This is a genomic window from Stutzerimonas azotifigens DSM 17556, assembly GCF_000425625.1.
GTDB lineage: Bacteria > Pseudomonadota > Gammaproteobacteria > Pseudomonadales > Pseudomonadaceae > Stutzerimonas > Stutzerimonas azotifigens.
Genome location: NZ_KE384408.1, coordinates 139,180 through 154,352 on the forward strand (window position 1 = coordinate 139,180; position 15,173 = coordinate 154,352).

At 68.6% G+C, this 15,173-nt stretch carries 11 protein-coding genes; 2 read left to right on the forward strand and 9 right to left on the reverse strand.

The window, feature by feature from the left end; genetic code table 11:
- Positions 1-8: 8 nt before the first annotated feature.
- From xdhB to H610_RS0111230, 4 genes are all read right to left on the reverse strand, one after another.
- On the reverse strand, positions 9-2,405 hold the full coding sequence (gene xdhB / locus H610_RS0111215) for a xanthine dehydrogenase molybdopterin binding subunit (protein ID WP_028239755.1): 2,397 nt from the start codon (positions 2,403-2,405) through the stop codon (positions 9-11).
- The gene (xdhA, locus tag H610_RS0111220; RefSeq protein WP_028239756.1) at positions 2,398-3,849 is read right to left on the reverse strand and encodes a xanthine dehydrogenase small subunit; all 1,452 of its coding nucleotides are present in this window, start codon (positions 3,847-3,849) and stop codon (positions 2,398-2,400) included. Before xdhA ends, xdhB begins: the two co-directional genes overlap by 8 nt.
- A gap of 179 nt (positions 3,850-4,028) precedes the next feature.
- Positions 4,029-5,000: a 2-oxoglutarate and iron-dependent oxygenase domain-containing protein gene (locus H610_RS0111225; RefSeq protein ID WP_028239757.1), complete on the reverse strand. Its 972-nt coding sequence runs from the start codon at positions 4,998-5,000 to the stop codon at positions 4,029-4,031.
- Between the two features lie 101 nt (positions 5,001-5,101).
- Positions 5,102-6,184 (reverse strand): BMP family ABC transporter substrate-binding protein, encoded by a 1,083-nt coding sequence (locus tag H610_RS0111230; RefSeq protein WP_028239758.1) that lies wholly within the window; start codon positions 6,182-6,184, stop codon positions 5,102-5,104.
- A 218-nt stretch (positions 6,185-6,402) separates the two neighbouring features.
- Between H610_RS0111230 and H610_RS0111240 the strand changes: the two genes are divergently transcribed.
- Both H610_RS0111240 and H610_RS0111245 read left to right on the forward strand, forming a co-directional pair.
- Positions 6,403-7,494 (forward strand): calcium:proton antiporter, encoded by a 1,092-nt coding sequence (locus H610_RS0111240; protein WP_028239759.1) that lies wholly within the window; start codon positions 6,403-6,405, stop codon positions 7,492-7,494.
- 33 nt (positions 7,495-7,527) lie between these two features.
- A complete protein-coding gene (locus H610_RS0111245; RefSeq protein ID WP_028239760.1) occupies positions 7,528-8,046 on the forward strand; it encodes a nucleoside 2-deoxyribosyltransferase in 519 nt (172 codons plus the stop codon).
- Between the two features lie 2 nt (positions 8,047-8,048).
- Here H610_RS0111245 and H610_RS0111250 read toward each other — a convergent pair whose 3' ends face one another.
- The 5 genes from H610_RS0111250 to H610_RS0111270 all read right to left on the reverse strand — a co-directional run bounded on the left by H610_RS0111250 (position 8,049) and on the right by H610_RS0111270 (position 14,183).
- Positions 8,049-9,404, reverse strand: coding sequence for an 8-oxoguanine deaminase (locus H610_RS0111250; RefSeq protein ID WP_028239761.1), 1,356 nt, complete (start codon positions 9,402-9,404; stop codon positions 8,049-8,051).
- Between the two features lie 225 nt (positions 9,405-9,629).
- Positions 9,630-10,307, reverse strand: coding sequence for an SDR family oxidoreductase (locus tag H610_RS0111255; protein ID WP_028239762.1), 678 nt, complete (start codon positions 10,305-10,307; stop codon positions 9,630-9,632).
- Between the two features lie 207 nt (positions 10,308-10,514).
- On the reverse strand, positions 10,515-11,441 hold the full coding sequence (locus tag H610_RS0111260; protein ID WP_028239763.1) for an ABC transporter permease: 927 nt from the start codon (positions 11,439-11,441) through the stop codon (positions 10,515-10,517).
- A gap of 79 nt (positions 11,442-11,520) precedes the next feature.
- Positions 11,521-12,624, reverse strand: a complete 1,104-nt coding sequence (locus tag H610_RS0111265; RefSeq protein WP_028239764.1) for an ABC transporter permease — start codon at positions 12,622-12,624, stop codon at positions 11,521-11,523.
- Positions 12,625-12,635: 11 nt separating this feature from the next.
- Positions 12,636-14,183, reverse strand: a complete 1,548-nt coding sequence (locus H610_RS0111270) for an ABC transporter ATP-binding protein (protein ID WP_028239765.1) — start codon at positions 14,181-14,183, stop codon at positions 12,636-12,638.
- Between the last annotated feature and the right edge of the window lie 990 nt (positions 14,184-15,173).

Here is a 15,173-nt window from a genome sequence, read left to right on the forward strand (position 1 = left end):
CATTGAGATCAGGCCGGTGTGGTTTCCGTTGCCGTGACGGCAGCAGCGGTCCGCTTCAGTTTTCGCATTTGCTCCACGCCCCAGAGCACCCGCTCGGGCGTGGCCGGCGCGTCGATCTGCGGCTGGACCCGGTAGTCGGCCAGGCTGGCCACCGCATCCTTGATCGCGCACCAGACCGAGATGCCGAGCATGAACGGCGGCTCGCCCACGGCCTTGGAGTGGAATACCGTGTCCTCGGGGTTCTTGCGGTTCTCCACCAGCCTGACCCGCAGGTCCAGCGGCATGTCGGCCACCGCCGGGATCTTGTAGCTGGCCGGGCCGCTGGTCATCAGCTTGCCCTTGTCGTTCCACACCAGCTCTTCCATGGTCAGCCAGCCCAGGCCCTGGACGAAGCCGCCCTCGACCTGGCCGATGTCGATGGCCGGGTTCAGCGAGGCGCCGACGTCATGCAGGATGTCGCTGCGCAGCATGCGGTACTCGCCGGTCAGGGTGTCGACGATCACTTCCGCGCAGGCCACGCCGTAGGCGTAGTAGTAGAACGGCCGGCCGCGCGCCTTGTCGCGGTCGTAGTAGATCTTCGGCGTGCGGTAGAAGCCGGTGGCCGACAGCGAGACCTGGCCGAAGTAGGCCTGCTGGATCAGCGTCTCGAAGGCGACGTACTGGTCACGGATGCGCACCTGGCCGTTCCTGAATTCCACGTCCTCGGGCGTGACGTTCCAGTGCCGCGCGGCGAATTCGATCAGCCGCTGCTTGATGGTCTGCGCGGCGTTCTGCGCCGCCTTGCCGTTCAGGTCGGCGCCGCTGGAGGCCGCGGTCGGCGAGGTGTTGGGCACCTTGTCGGTGTTGGTCGCGGTGATCTGGATGCGCTCGATATCGACCTGGAACACCTCGGCCACCACCTGCGCGACCTTGGTGTTCAGGCCCTGGCCCATCTCGGTGCCGCCGTGGTTCAGGTGGATGCTGCCATCGGTGTAGACGTGGATCAGCGCGCCGGCCTGGTTGAGGAAGCTGGCGGTGAAGCTGATGCCGAACTTCACCGGGGTCAGCGCCAGGCCCTTCTTCAGCACGGGGTTCTGCTCGTTGAACGCGCGGATTTCGGCGCGGCGTTTGGCGTACTCGGCGCTGGCCTCCAGCTCGGCGGTCATTTCCTCGAGCATGTTGTGCTCGACGGTCTGGTAGTAGTGCGTGACGTTGCGCTCGTCCTTGCCGTAGTAGTTGGCCTTGCGCACCTCCAGCGGGTCCTTGCCGAGTTCGCGGGCGATGGCGTCCATGACCTCCTCGATGGCGACCATCCCCTGCGGACCGCCGAAGCCACGGTAGGCGGTGTTGGAGGCGGTGTGGGTCTTGCAGCGGTGGCCGTGGATCAGCGCGTCGCCGAGGTAGTAGGCGTTGTCGGCGTGGAACATGGCGCGGTCGACGATGGAGCCGGAAAGGTCCGGCGAGTAGCCGCAGTTGCCGGCCAGGTCCATGCGGATGCCGTGCAGGCGGCCGTCATCGTCGAAGCCGACTTCGTACTCGACGTAGAAGGGGTGGCGCTTGCCGGTCATGGTCATGTCTTCCATGCGCGGCAGGCGCATCTTGGTCGGACGGCCGGTCAGCCGCGCGATCACCGCGCACAGGCAGGCCGGGCCGGCGGCCTGGGTTTCCTTGCCGCCGAAGCCGCCGCCCATGCGGCGCATGTCGATGACGATCCGGTTCATCGGCACGCCGAGCACCTCGGCCACCAGCTTCTGTACCTCGGTGGGGTTCTGCGTCGAGGTGTAGACGATCATGCCGCCGTCCTCGGTGGGCATCACCGAGGAGACCTGCGTCTCCAGGTAGAAGTGCTCCTGGCCGCCGATGTGCAGCGTGCCGCTCAGTCGGCGCGGCGCGGCGGCCAGCGCCGCCTCGGCGTCGCCGCGCTGATGGGTGTGGCTGTCGAGCACGAAATGCTTCTTGCGCAGGGCCTCGACCACGTCGAGCACCGGTTCCAGGTCCTCGTACTCGATGATCGCCGCCATGGCCGCCTGGCGCGCGGTCTCCAGGCTGTCCGCGGCGACCGCGACCACCGGCTGGCCGACGTACTCGACCTTGCCGTCGGCGAGCAGCGGATCGCCCGGGGCGACCGGGCCGATGTCCAGCTGGCCGGGCACGTCGCGGCTGGTGATGGCGATGGCCACGCCGGGAATGGCGTAGCAGGGCGAGGTGTCGATCTTCAGGATGCGCGCATGGGCGCGGTCGCTGGTGCGGGCGTAGACGTGCAGCTGGTTGGGGAACTCCAGGCGGTCGTCGACGTAGACCGCCTCGCCGCTGACGTGCTTGGGCGCGCTGTCGTGCCTCACGCTCCTGCCCACGCCGGTGACCAGCTCCTGTTTGAACAGGGCGGCGATCTCTTCCTGGGTCTTGACGGTGGCGTGGTTAGACATACGCGGTAACCCTCGTCTCGTAGGCCGGCGCTTGCAGTTCGAGGAAGCACTTGCGCAGCAGGTTCTGGGCGGTCAGCAGGCGGTATTCGCGGCTGGCGCGGAAGTCGGTCAGCGGGGTGAAGTCGCGGGCCAGCGCCTCGCAGGCTTCCTCCACCACGCCGGGGTACCAGGCGGCGCCGAGCAGCGCCTGCTCGCAGGCGGCCGCGCGCTTGGGAATCGCGGCCATGCCGCCGAAGGCGATGCGCGCGCTCTGCACGGTGCCATCCTCCACCACCAGGTTGAACGCGGCGCAGACGGCGGAGATGTCGTCGTCCAGTCGCTTGGACACCTTGTAGGCGCGGAACGCCTGGTTGCCGCGCGGCCGCGGCACGATGATCTTCTCGATGAATTCGCCTTCCTGGCGCGCGGTGACCTTGTAGTCGATGAAATAGTCTTCCAGCGCCAGCGTGCGCGTGGCCTTGCCCTGGCGCAGCACGATCTGCGCGCCGAGGGCGATCAGTAGCGGCGGCGAGTCGCCGATGGGCGAGGCGTTGCCGATGTTGCCGCCGAGCGTGCCCTGGTTGCGGATCTGCAGCGAGGCGAAGCGCTGCAGCAGCTCGCCGAAGTCCGGGTAGTCGGCGGCGAGCGCGGCATGGCAGTCGGTCAGCGCGGTGGCGGCGCCGATCTCGATGGCATCCTCGGTGACCACCACCTGCTTCATCTCCTCGACGTGGCCGACGTAGATCATCACCGGCAGCTCGCGGTGGAACTGGGTGACTTCCAGCGCCAGGTCGGTGCCGCCGGCGAGCAGGCGGGCGTCCGGGGTGGCGGCGTAGAGGTCGGCCAGGTCGGCCACGGTGAGGGGCAGCAGGCAGCGCTTGTCGCCGCTGTTGAGCTCGGCCATCTGGCGAGGGGCGATGGCCTTGAGCCGGGCAATGGTATCGGCCTCGGCGGCGTCGAACTGGTCCGGCCGCTTTGCGCAGCAGGACTGCTCGGCGGCCTCGAGGATCGGCCGGTAGCCGGTGCAGCGGCACAGGTTGCCGGCCAGCGCCTCGTGCGCCTGGGCCTTGTCCGCGCCCGCCGCATTCTTCTGCAGGGCGAACAGGCTCATGACGAATCCGGGGGTGCAGAAGCCGCACTGCGAGCCGTGGCAGTCGACCATCGCCTGCTGCACCTGATGCAGTTGGGCATCGTGCTTGAGATCCTCGACGGTGATCAGCTGCTTGCCGTGCAGCGACGAGACGAAGGTCAGGCAGCTGTTCAGGGTACGGTAGCGGATGCGTTCGGCGCCCGCCGGTCCGGTGAGTTCGCCGACCACCACGGTGCAGGCACCGCAGTCGCCGGAGGCGCAGCCCTCCTTGGTGCCGGTCTTGCCCAGGTGCTCGCGCAGGTAGTTGAGCACCGTGACGTTGGGGTCGAGCGACTGCTCGGTACGCAGTTCTCGATTGAGTAGAAACTGGATCAAGAGAGACACCTCCGGATGTTCTTGTTCTCGGCAGCTGGGAAAGCAATCTAGTCGTACCTGACTTTTGGGTCAATAAAAATTGACTGAAAAGTCAAGTTGTCGGGCGAGCGCCTTCCGTGGCGCCTGTTTTCCATGCGATTGCTCCCGCCGTGGCGAGACCGGGCAAATTCCAGTTTGGCTCAGGCCGTGGCCGGCGAGGCCTCGCGCCGATAGGCGTAGGTCTCGGCGAAGCGCGACAGCATGTAGGCGCTGCAGGTGGTTTCCGGGTACCTGGGCGGGTTGTCCGGGCCCTGGCAGCCGGGCAGGCAGCTGATGACGGTGTCGGGATTCGGCTCGGCGAAGAACGGCATCGAGTAGCGGTCGACGCCCAGCGGGCTGATCACCCGGTGCGGCGTGGACTTGTAACGGTCGTTGCTCCAGCGCGCCATCATGTCGCCGATGTTGACTACGTAGGTGCCCTCGATCGGCGGCGCGTCGATCCATTCGCCGCGTACGTTCTGCACCTGCAGCCCGCCGGCCTGGTCCTGGTAGAGCAGGGTGACGCAGCCGTAGTCGGTGTGCGCGCCGGCGCCCTGCTGGTCGACCCTGGAGGCGGTGCTGCGCGGCGGGTAGTGGATCATGCGGAACACGCTGATGGGCTCGACGAAGCGCTTGTCGAAGAAGTCCTGCTCGACGCCCAGCGCCTCGGCCACGGCGCGCAGCAGGGTGCAGGCCAGCGCGTGCATGTCCTGGTAGTGCTGCTGCATCAGCGCCTCCCAGCCGGGCAGGTCGGGATGCCGGTTCGGCCCGCGCAGCGGCTTGCCGGCAAGCACGTCGGGGTGATCGGCCGGCATGTGGAAGCCCATGTCGAAGGTTTCCTTCAGATCGCTCGGCTTGCTCGGATCGAGCTGCTCGGTGGCGACGGCGCCATAGCCGCGGTGGTGCCTGCTCTGGGTGATGTCGATCTTCAGCTTCTGCTCAGCGGGCAGACCGAAGAAGTGCTCCGCGGCCTCCTTCAGCTGGCGGATGCGCTCGGCGCCGATCGGATGGTTGCGGATGTAGAAGAAGCCCCAGTCGCGGCAGGCCGCGTCGATCTGCCGTGCCACCTCGCGCCGGCCGTGTTCGTCGTCGGCGTAGAGCGGGGCGATGTCGATGATGGGAAGGGTCGTCATTTTGCAGACTCGTGCATGTGCTGTTCGATACCGGGCTGGAGGCTGAAAGGCTGGACGAAAGAGTGCCTCGTCCAGCCTCGAGCCTCCAGCGGCTTCTCGGGTTACTTCGGCAGCTCGGCGTTGATGCCCTGCACGTAGTAGTTCATCGAGGCCAGCTCGGCGTTGCTCGCGGTGGCGCCTTCGGCGATGCGCACGGTGCCGGACTGGTCCTTGATCGGGCCGGTGAAGGGGTGGAACTCGCCGCTCCTGATGCTGGCGATGATCTGCTCCGCCTCGGCCTTCACGTCGGCCGGTACCAGGTCGCTGATCGGCAGGCTGATGGTGTCCTCGGCCAGGCCGCCCCAGAAATCCTGCGGCTGCCAGGTGCCGTCGATCACGGCCTTGGCCGACTTGGCGTAGTGCGGGCCCCAGTCGTTGACGATCGAGGTCAGTACCGCCTTCGGGCCGAAGTGGGCCATGTCCGAAGCGTAGCCGACCGAGTAGACGCCGCGGCGCTCGGCGGCCTGGATCGGCGCCGGGCTGTCGGTGTGCTGGAACACCACGTCGACGCCCTGGTCGATCAGCGCGTTGGCGGCGTCGGCTTCCTTGCCCGGGTCGAACCAGGAGTTGACCCACACCACCTTGATCTCGGTGCCGGGGTTGTACTTGTCCAGCGCCAGCTGGATGGAGTTGATGTCGCGGATGACTTCCGGGATCGGGAAGGAGGCGATGTAGCCGACCTTCTTGGTCTTGGTCATCTTCGCCGCCAGGAAGCCACCGACGTAGCGGCCCTCATAGGAGCGCGACAGGTAGGTGCCGAGGTTCTTGTCCTGCTTGTAACCGGTGGCGTGCTCGAACGTCACCTTGGGGAACTGCTTGGCCACTTTGACCGTCGGGTTCATGTAACCGAAGGACGTGGTGAAGATCAGGTCGTAGCCGCCCTTGGCCATGTTGCGGATCACGCGCTCGGCGTCGGCGCCCTCGGCGACGTTCTCGACGAAGGTGGTCTCGACCTGGTCGCCCAGTTCCTTTTCCACGTACTGGCGGCCCATCTCGTGCTGGTAGGTCCAGCCGTGATCGCCGATCGGGCCGACGTAGACGAAGCCGATCTTCAGCGGATCGGCCGCGGCAGCGGTGAGTGCGGTGCTGAATCCGATCGCCGCGGCGAGACCGCGAAGGAGGGATTTCCTCGTGTTGCTCTGCATGGGTGTTGCTCCTGGTTTCGTGTTCTTTTGCGTGTCCGCCGTGAGGCTGCTGCTGGATCTGCAAAAAACTGACCAACTGGACAGATACCGGCCGGCCGCGATGGCGCCTGCCGGGCAGGTGCGGGCCGCGGCATGCCATTGATCCGGCGAGGTGCGGCGGGCGGGATTTCTGCCACAGCTTGGTGCATCCGAACAGTAGGCTTCACGGGGGATTGGTCATGCCGGCGGCATTGAAAGAAGAGTGGTTCCTGCTCCTGGCCCTGCTGGCCGCCGTCGTCGCCTACGCGCTCGAGGGCAGCCTGCTGCACGGCGGGCGCATGATCGCACTGAGCGGCGTCGCCGTGCTCGTGCTGATGATCGTGCTGGCCTCGGTGCGGGTCGCGCATCATGCCGAAATCCTCGCGGAAAAGGTCGGCGATCCCTACGGGACGATGATCCTCACGCTGTCCGCGGTGCTGGTCGAGGTGGTCATCCTGGGCATCATGATCACTCACCACCCGTCGCCGACGCTGGTGCGCGACACCATCTACGCGGCAGTGATGCTCGACCTCAACGGCATCCTCGGGCTCGCCGCGCTGATGGGCGGCCTGCGCCACGGCGAGCAGGCCTACAACGACGATTCCGCGCGCACCTACAGCGTGATGATCCTCACCGCCATGGGCGTGTCCATGGTGGTGCCCGAGTTCATCCCGCGCGAGGACTGGCGGCTGTACTCGGTGTTCACCATCGGCGCGATGCTGTTGCTGTACGGGCTGTTCCTGCGCATGCAGGTCGGCGCGCACAGCTACTTCTTCAGCTACAGCTATCCGGAGAAGCGCCGGCGCAAGGGCCAGCCGCAAGCCGAGCATGCGCCGGGCAGTCGCGGTCGCTCGATCGTCATGCTGTGCGCCGGCGTGGTGATCATCGGCGCGCTGGCCGAGGTGATGTCGCAGGCGCTGAACGTCGGCCTGGAGGGCAGCGGCGCGCCGCCGGTGGTGGCCGCGCTGCTGGTGGCGGCGATCTCGGCCAGCCCGGAGATCCTCACCGCCTTGCGCGCGGCGCTGGCCAACCGCATGCAGTCGGTGGTCAACATCGCGCTGGGCGCCTCGCTGTCGACGGTGATCCTCACCGTGCCGGTCATGGAGGCGCTGGCGCTGTATAGTGGCCAGCCGTTCCAGATGGCTATGACCCCGGTGCAGACGGTGATGATCTTCATCACCCTGATCGTCGCCGCCATCAACCTGAACGACGGCCAGACCAACGCGATCGAGGGCATGACCCACTTCGTGCTGTTCGCCACCTTCATCATGCTTTCGCTGATCGGCCTGTGACGGCCGCGGCGAACCGCGACCCGACGGGAGACCATGGACGCACGCATTTACCTCGCCGGCCCCGGGGTGTTCCGGCCGGACGCCCTCGAACACGGCGAGCGGCTCAAGGCGCTCTGCGCCGAATTCGGCTTCACCGGCCTGTACCCGCTGGACAAGCAGGTGCCGGCGCACATCACTACCGCCCGCGAGCAGGCCGCCTGGATCTACCGCGCCAACCTGGAACTGCTGGAGCAGGCCGACGCGGTGCTGGCCGACCTCAACTTCTTCCGCGGCGGCGAGCCGGACAGCGGCACCTGCTTCGAGGTCGGCTACGCGGTGGCGCGCGGCAAGCCGGTGGTGGGCTACCTGGACGGCGAGGGCAGCTACGCCGAACGCCTCGCCCGCCAGCTCCCGCACCTGTGCGGCGAGCCGGGCCTGGACTGCGACGGCCTGCAGCTCGAGGCCTTCGACCTGCCGCTGAACCTGATGCTCGGCGTGCCGGCGACCCTGGTCACCGGCGGGCCGGGCGAGGCCTTGCGACAACTGGCTGCCGAGCTCGCCCGGCGGGGCTGAGTTCACCCGGCGATCAGCGTCCGTGCCGCTTCGCGATGCTCGGCGATCAGCCCCGGCAGGTCGAGCCCTTCCACCTGCCCGTCGATCACCCGCCAGCGGCCGCCGATCATCACCCGGTCGGCGCGATCGGCGCCGCACAGCAGCAGCGCCGACAACGGGTCGTGGCTGCCCGAGAAGCGCAGCTCGTCGAGCCTGAAGAGCGCCAGGTCGGCCTGCTTGCCGACCGCCAGCTCGCCGATGTCGTCGCGCCCGAGCAGGCGCGCCGAGCCGCGGGTCGCCCAGCCCAGCGCGCGCGCCGGGGTGATGCGCTCGGCGCCGTAGCGCAGCCGTTGCAGGTAGAGCGCCTGGCGCGCCTCGAGAATCATGTTCGAGCCGTCGTTGGAGGCCGAGCCGTCGACGCCGAGGCCGAGTGGCGCGCCGGCTTCCTCCAGTTCCACGGTCGGGCAGATGCCCGAGGCCAGGCGCATGTTGCTGCTCGGGCAATGACAGATACCGGTGCCGGCCGCGCCGAGGCGGGCGATTTCCTCGGCGTTGAAGTGGATGCCGTGGGCCAGCCAGGTGCGCGGGCCGAGCCAGCCGACGCTGTCGAGGTAGTCCACGGTGCGCAGGCCGAAGCGCTCGAGGCAGAAGGCTTCCTCATCCAGCGTCTCGGCCAGGTGGGTGTGCAGGCGCACGTCGTGCGCTTCGGCCAGCTCGGCGCTGGCGCGCATGATCTCAGGGGTGACCGAGAAGGGCGAGCAGGGCGCCAGGGCGATCTGCACCTGCGCGCCGTCGCCCCGCTCGTGGTACAGGCCGATCAGCCGCTCGCTGTCGGCGAGGATGGTCTCGGCCTCCTGCACCGTCTGCTGCGGCGGCAGGCCGCCGTCGGCCTCGCCCAGGCTCATCGAACCGCGCGTGAGCAGGGCGCGCATGCCGAGTTCGCGCACCGCCTGCACCTGCACGTCGATGGCATTCTCCAGGCCGCCGGGGAACAGGTAGTGGTGGTCCGCCGCGGTGGTGCAGCCGGACAGCAGCAGCTCGGCCAGGGCCACCTTGCTGGCGACTTCCAGCTTCTCCGGCGTCAGTCGCGCCCACACCGGGTAGAGCGTCTTCAGCCAGGGGAACAGCGGCTGGTTCACCACCGGCGCCCAGGCGCGGGTGAGGGTCTGGTAGAAGTGGTGATGGGTGTTGATCAGCCCCGGCAGCACCACGTGCTCGCGGGCGTCGAAGGTCTGGTCGACCGGCCGTGCGGGCGCCTGGCCGGCATCGAGCAGCTCGGCGATGACGCCGTTCTCCACCACCAGCCCGCCGGGGGCGTGCAGGTCGTTGGCGGTGAACAGGGCGAGGGGGTTCTTGATCCACAGACGGGTCGCGGGCATGGCCGGCTTCTCCTGATGACGATGGGAAAGCCAGCTCAGTTATGCCCTGTCTGCTGATCCAGGGGCGCCTCGTCGGGCGCGCGGGGAGGGAAGATAGCGACTGAGGGCGGGGTTGTCGACTGGAGGCAGGCGCCCGTTCGACACGTAGGAGCGAGCTTGCTCGCGAAGGAGGCCGCACGAAGCCGGATATTCGCGAGCAAGCTCGCTCCTACAGCAGCAGGCCGCCTACCAGGGTAGCGCATTGCCCTGGTAGTCCAGGTACCGGTGCCCGCCCTGGCCGGCGGCCTGGATCACCTGCTGGAGCATGCCGCGGCAGCTGGTCTCGACGTCCAGCGGCGCCTGGTCGCCACCCATGTCGGTACGGACCCAGCCCGGGTGCATCAGGAGTATGGTCGGGCCGCCGTCCGGCAGGGCCTTGGCGAAGCTGCGCACCAGGTGGTTGAGCGCCGCCTTGCTGGCGCTGTAGAGCGGCTTGCCCATGCCGGTACCGGTCTCCAGGCTGCCCATGATCGAACTCATGAAGGCGAGCACGCCCTCGGGCTTGACGTTCGGCAGCAGGCGCTCGGCCAGCCGGACCGGCGCCACGGCGTTGGTGAAGAACAGCTCGCCCACCCGTTCGCGCGAGGTCTCGCTCACTGCGTCCACCTGCGGGGCGGAAATCCCCGCGTTGACGAACAGCACGTCGAAGCACCGCCCCTCCAGGCGCGCGGCCAGGGCGTCGACGCTGGCGTCATCGGTCATGTCCAGGGTTTCTACGGCGACCTGCCCGGCGCCTTGCAGCGCCTCGGCGCGCCGCGGGTCGCGCACGGTGGCGGTGACCTCCCAGCCCTGCGCGGCGAACGCCTGCGCCAGCCCCAGGCCGAGGCCCCGGGAGGCGCCGATGATCAGAACGGATTGGCTCATGTGTGTTCTCCTTGGCGGTGGTGGTGGAAGTCTGGACCGGCACAGGAGCATAGGCGAATCGCGGAGGGCGAAGGTGCTCATCGATCGGGGTGATGATGGGGCCCGGTCAGTGCACGCTTGGGAGCGGGTCGCAGGCAGAGCCTGCTCCTACAGGGGGGCGGGCGTAGGAGCAGGCTCTGCCTGCGACCGTTCTTTTCAGCGGGGCTGTCAGTGCCCCGCCTTCCACGGCTGCCCCAGCGACACCGGCGCGTAGAGCCGGGTGCGGATGGCGTCGCGCGAGAGCAGCACCAGCACCGCGATGGTCGCCACGTAGGGCAGCATCGCCAGCAGGTTGCCGGGGATCGACAGGCCGATGCCCTGGGCCACCAGGTGCAGGATGCTGGCCAGGCCGAACAGGTAGGCGCCGAGCAGCACGCGGCCGACGCGCCAGCTGGCGAACACCACCAGCGCCAGGGCGATCCAGCCGCGCCCGGCGGTCATGTTCTCGGCCCACATCGGCGTGTAGGCCAGCGACAGGTAGCCGCCGGCCAGCCCGGCCATGGCGCCGCCGAACAGCACCGCCAGCGCGCGCGCGCGCAGCACCGGCAGGCCCATGGCGCTGGCGGCGTTGGGGTTCTCGCCGACCGCCTGGATGATCAGCCCGACGCGGCTCCTGAGCAGCACCCAGGCGACCAGGGCGAAGAGCGCGAACGACAGGTACACCAGCAGGTCCTGGGCGAACAGCATGCGGCCGATCAGCGGGATCTCGCTGAGCAGCGGGATGGCCACCGGCTCGAAGCCGGTCAGCGGCTTGCCGACCCAGCCGGCACCGATGAAGGACGACAGGCCGACGCCGAAGATCGTCAGCGCCAGGCCGGTGGCCACCTGGTTGGCGTTGAAACCCAGCGCCACCAGGGCGAACAGCTGCGACAGCAGCATGCCGCCGAGACAGGCGAAGATAACCCCGAGCCAGAGGTTGCCGGTGGCGAAGGCGGCGATGAAGCCGGCCACCGCGCCGAACAGCATCATCCCCTCCTGGCCGAGGTTGAGCACGCCGGTCTTCTCGCAGACCAGTTCGCCGAGGGCCACCAGCAGCAGCGGCGTACCGGTGCGGACCATGGCGTAGAAAATGTTGGTGAGCAGGTCGATATCCATGGTTACTCCCGGAAGCCGCTGGAGGCTTGAGGCTGGAGGCTGGACGGAAAAGCGGTCAGGGGACGGTGCGGGGTCCGGGTCATGCCGCGGCCTCCTTCGTCCAGCCTTTGGCCTTCAGCCTTCCCGCGGCTTTCAGCCGCGGTCGATAGTGAATGAGCACATCGCACGCCAGCAGGAAGAACAGCACCATCCCCTGGAACAGCTGGGTGATCGACTGCGGCAGGTTGGCGGCCATCTGCGCGTTCTCGCCGCCGAGGTAGAGCAGCGCCATCAGCAGGCTGGCGAAGACGATGCCGATCGGGTTGAGCCGGCCGAGGAAGGCTACGGTGATCGCCGCGTAGCCGTAGCCCGGCGAGACCTGCGGCACCAGCTGGCCGATCGGCCCGGTGACCTCGGCGACGCCGGCCAGCCCGGCCAGCGCGCCGCTGATCAGCAGGGCGATCCATACCAGCTTTTTCTCGCGGAAGCCGACGAAGCCGGCGGCGCGCTTGTCCAGCCCGAGCACCTTGACCTGGAAGCCGAGGAAGCTCTTCTGCAGCAGCACCCAGACCACCACCAGCGCCAGCAGCGCGAAGTAGAAGCCGGCGTGCACGCGCAGGTCCTCGAACAGCTGCGGCAGGCGGGTGGCATCGCCGAACATCGCCGACTCGGGGAAGTTGAAGCCCTCCGGGTCCTTCAGCGGGCCGTGCACGGCGAACAGCAGCAGGTTCAACGCGATGTAGTTGAGCATGATGCTGGTGAGGATCTCGTTGGCGTTGAACTGCGTGCGCAGCCAGGCGCAGAGCCCGGCCCAGGCGGCGCCGCCGAGGGTGCCGACGGCCAGCGTCATGACCAGCGCCCAGCGCGAGTCCCAGTCGATGATGTGCACCGCCAGCGCACTGCCGGCCAGCGCGCCCATCAGCAGTTGGCCTTCGGCGCCGATGTTCCAGATGCGGGCGTTGTAGACCACCGCCAGGCCCAGCGCGCAGAGCAGGATCGGCAGCGCCTTGACCAGCAGTTCGGAGATGCCGTACAGGTCGCTGATCGGGTCGATCAGCAGCACGCGCAGGGTTTCCAGCGGCGGGTGGCCCAGCGCGGCGAACAGCAGCGCGCCGCTGATCAGCGTCAGCAGCGCGGCGAGCAGCGGCGAGAGCCAGAGCATCGGGCGCGACTGCTGGCCGCGCGGTTCGAGGGATAACAGCATGGCGAAGGCTCTCAGGCGGCGGTGGGCGTGGGTTGATCGAACTGGCCGGCCATCCAGCGCCCGACGTCGGTGGCGCTGGTGGCGGCGGTGGCGCGCAGCGGCGATAGGCGGCCATGGCTCAGCGCGGCGATGCGGTCGCTGATCTGGAACAGCTCTTCCAGGTCCTCGGAGATCACCAGGATGGCGGCGCCGGCGTCACGCAGCTCGATGAGCGCACGGTGGATCGCCGCCGCGGCGCCGACGTCCACGCCCCAGGTCGGGTGCGCGGCAATCAGCAGTTTCGGCTGCTGGAGGATTTCCCGGCCGAGGATGAATTTCTGCAGGTTGCCGCCGGACAGGCTGCGCGCCGGCGTATGGGTGCCCGGCGTCTTCACCGCGAAGCGCTCGATGATGCGCCGGGCGAAGGCCTCGACGCGGCCGTGGCGGATCAGCCCGCCGCCGATCAGCCCGCCCTGCTGGAAGGCGGTGAGCAGGCCGTTGTCGGCCAGGCTCATGTCCGGCACCGCGCCGTGGCCGAGCCGCTCGGCGGGGACGAAGGCCATGCCCTGGCGACGCCGCGCATCCGGACGCAGGTGTGCCATCGGGGCCTCGAGGAAGCGGATGCGCGCGCCCTGGTCGCGGGCCAGGCGCTGTTCGCCGCTGAGCAGGGCGAGCAGTTCGTCCTGGCCGTTGCCGGCGACCCCGGCGATGCCGACGATCTCGCCGGCGCGCACGTCCAGGGCGATCTCTTCGAGCGACACGCCGAACGGATCGGCGTTGTGCCAGGACAGTCCCTCGACCCGCAGGAAGGGCGTACCGCCCTCGGCCTTCGGGTATTCCGCCTCGAGCCCTTCGGCATCGCCGACCATCAGCCGCGCCAGATCGAGGTCGGAGCATTCGGCCGGCACGCAGTCACCGGACACGCGGCCGCCGCGCAGCACGGTGGCGCTCTCGCAGAGCGCGCGCACTTCGCCCAGCTTGTGGCTGATGAACAGGATGCTGCAACCCTCGGCGGCCAGCCGGCGCAGCACCACGAACAGGTCGTCGGCCTCCTGCGGGGTGAGCACCGAGGTCGGCTCGTCGAGGATCAGCAGGCGGATGTCCTGCATCAGGCAGCGCACGATCTCCACCCGCTGGCGTTCGCCGATCGACAGGCTGTGCACCAGCCGCTGCGGCTCCAGCGGCATGCCGTAGCGCTGCGAGACCTCGCGGATCTTCGGCTCCAGCTGCTTCGGCGTGCCGGCCGCAGCGCCCATGGCCAGGGCGATGTTCTCGGCCACGCTGAGCGTCTCGAACAGCGAGAAGTGCTGGAACACCATGCCGATGCCGCGCTCGCGCGCCTGCGCCGGGTCGCGCATGACCACCGGCTGGCCTTCCCAGAGGATCTCGCCGGCGTCGGGCTGGGTGACGCCGTAGATGATCTTCATCAGGGTGCTCTTGCCGGCGCCGTTCTCGCCCAGCAGGGCGTGGATCTCGCCGGCGCGGATGCTCAGCGACACGCGGTCGTTGGCCAGGGTGCCGGGGTATTGCTTGGTGATGCCGCGCAGCAGCAGGCGTGGCGGGTGTTGAAGCTCGGACATGGTGGGTATCCGGTGAATTCTCGGTGGGCCAGACAAAGCAAAAAGCTGGCCAGTTAGTCAGGATTCGTCCGGCGCCCGGTTCATCGGGAATCCGGGGCGGCCCGCGCCGGCCGACGGCCCGCTGGCATTGCCTTGCTTTGGTGCGCTTGCGTCGAGCGTAGCCCAAACTGGCGCATGGCTATCTTCCAGCGGGCGGCCTTTCTACCAGATGATCGCGCGCGTTGCAGCGGCTTCCTCGGGCGTGGCGACGGGGCTTTCCCTTCTCCTCTCGGCAGAAGGTGGCCCGCAGGGCCGGATGAGGGGCCAAGCCGCGTGCCCGCCAGGCCTTGCCATCCTCCTTTCTCGGTGGGAGATGGGGTTGGTTTGGTGCCGGTTCGAGGTTTCGTGCCTGCCTCGGTCGCAGGCAGAGCCTGCTCCTGCAGGGATTGCCGAGGCTTCAGGCAGCGCATGCCTTTCCCTTCTCCCCGCGGGAGAAGGTGGCCCGCAGGGCCGGATGAGGGGGCGAGCCGCGTGCCCGCCAGCCCTCACCATCCTCCTCTCCCGGTGGGAGAGGGGTTGGTTTGGTGCCGGTTCGAAGGTTTCGTGCCTGCCTCGGTCGCAGGCAGAGCCTGCTCCTACAGGGGGAGCGTCGTGCCGGTTGGCAGCGCCGCGGGGCGCTTTTCCCTTCTCCCCGAGGGAGCAGGTGGCCCGCAGGGCCGGATGAGGGGGCGAGCCGCGTGCCCGCCAGGCCTCACCATCCTCCTCTCCCGGTGGGAGAGGGGGTTGGTTTGGTGCCGGTTCGAAGGTTTCGTGCCTGCCTCGGTCGCAGGCAGAGCCTGCTCCTACAGGGGGAGCGTCGTGCCGGTTGGCAGCGCCGCGGGGCGCTTTTCCCTTCTCCCCGCGGGAGAAGGTGGCCCGCAGGGCCGGATGAGGGGGCGAGCTGCGTGCCCGCCAGGCCTCACCATCCTCCTCTCCCGGTGGGAGAGGGGGTTGGTTTGGTGTCGGTTCGAA

Coding starts and splice junctions, on each gene's coding strand:
- H610_RS0111255 (WP_028239762.1), bottom strand. CDS start 10,307: ATGAGCCAATCCGTTCTGATCATCGGCGCCTCCCGGGGCCTCGGCCTG.
- xdhB (WP_028239755.1), bottom strand. CDS start 2,405: ATGTCTAACCACGCCACCGTCAAGACCCAGGAAGAGATCGCCGCCCTG.
- H610_RS0111260 (WP_028239763.1), bottom strand. CDS start 11,441: ATGGATATCGACCTGCTCACCAACATTTTCTACGCCATGGTCCGCACC.
- H610_RS0111250 (WP_028239761.1), bottom strand. CDS start 9,404: ATGCCCGCGACCCGTCTGTGGATCAAGAACCCCCTCGCCCTGTTCACC.
- H610_RS0111225 (WP_028239757.1), bottom strand. CDS start 5,000: ATGACGACCCTTCCCATCATCGACATCGCCCCGCTCTACGCCGACGAC.
- H610_RS0111265 (WP_028239764.1), bottom strand. CDS start 12,624: ATGCTGTTATCCCTCGAACCGCGCGGCCAGCAGTCGCGCCCGATGCTC.
- H610_RS0111270 (WP_028239765.1), bottom strand. CDS start 14,183: ATGTCCGAGCTTCAACACCCGCCACGCCTGCTGCTGCGCGGCATCACC.
- H610_RS0111230 (WP_028239758.1), bottom strand. CDS start 6,184: ATGCAGAGCAACACGAGGAAATCCCTCCTTCGCGGTCTCGCCGCGGCG.
- H610_RS0111245 (WP_028239760.1), top strand. CDS start 7,528: ATGGACGCACGCATTTACCTCGCCGGCCCCGGGGTGTTCCGGCCGGAC.
- H610_RS0111240 (WP_028239759.1), top strand. CDS start 6,403: ATGCCGGCGGCATTGAAAGAAGAGTGGTTCCTGCTCCTGGCCCTGCTG.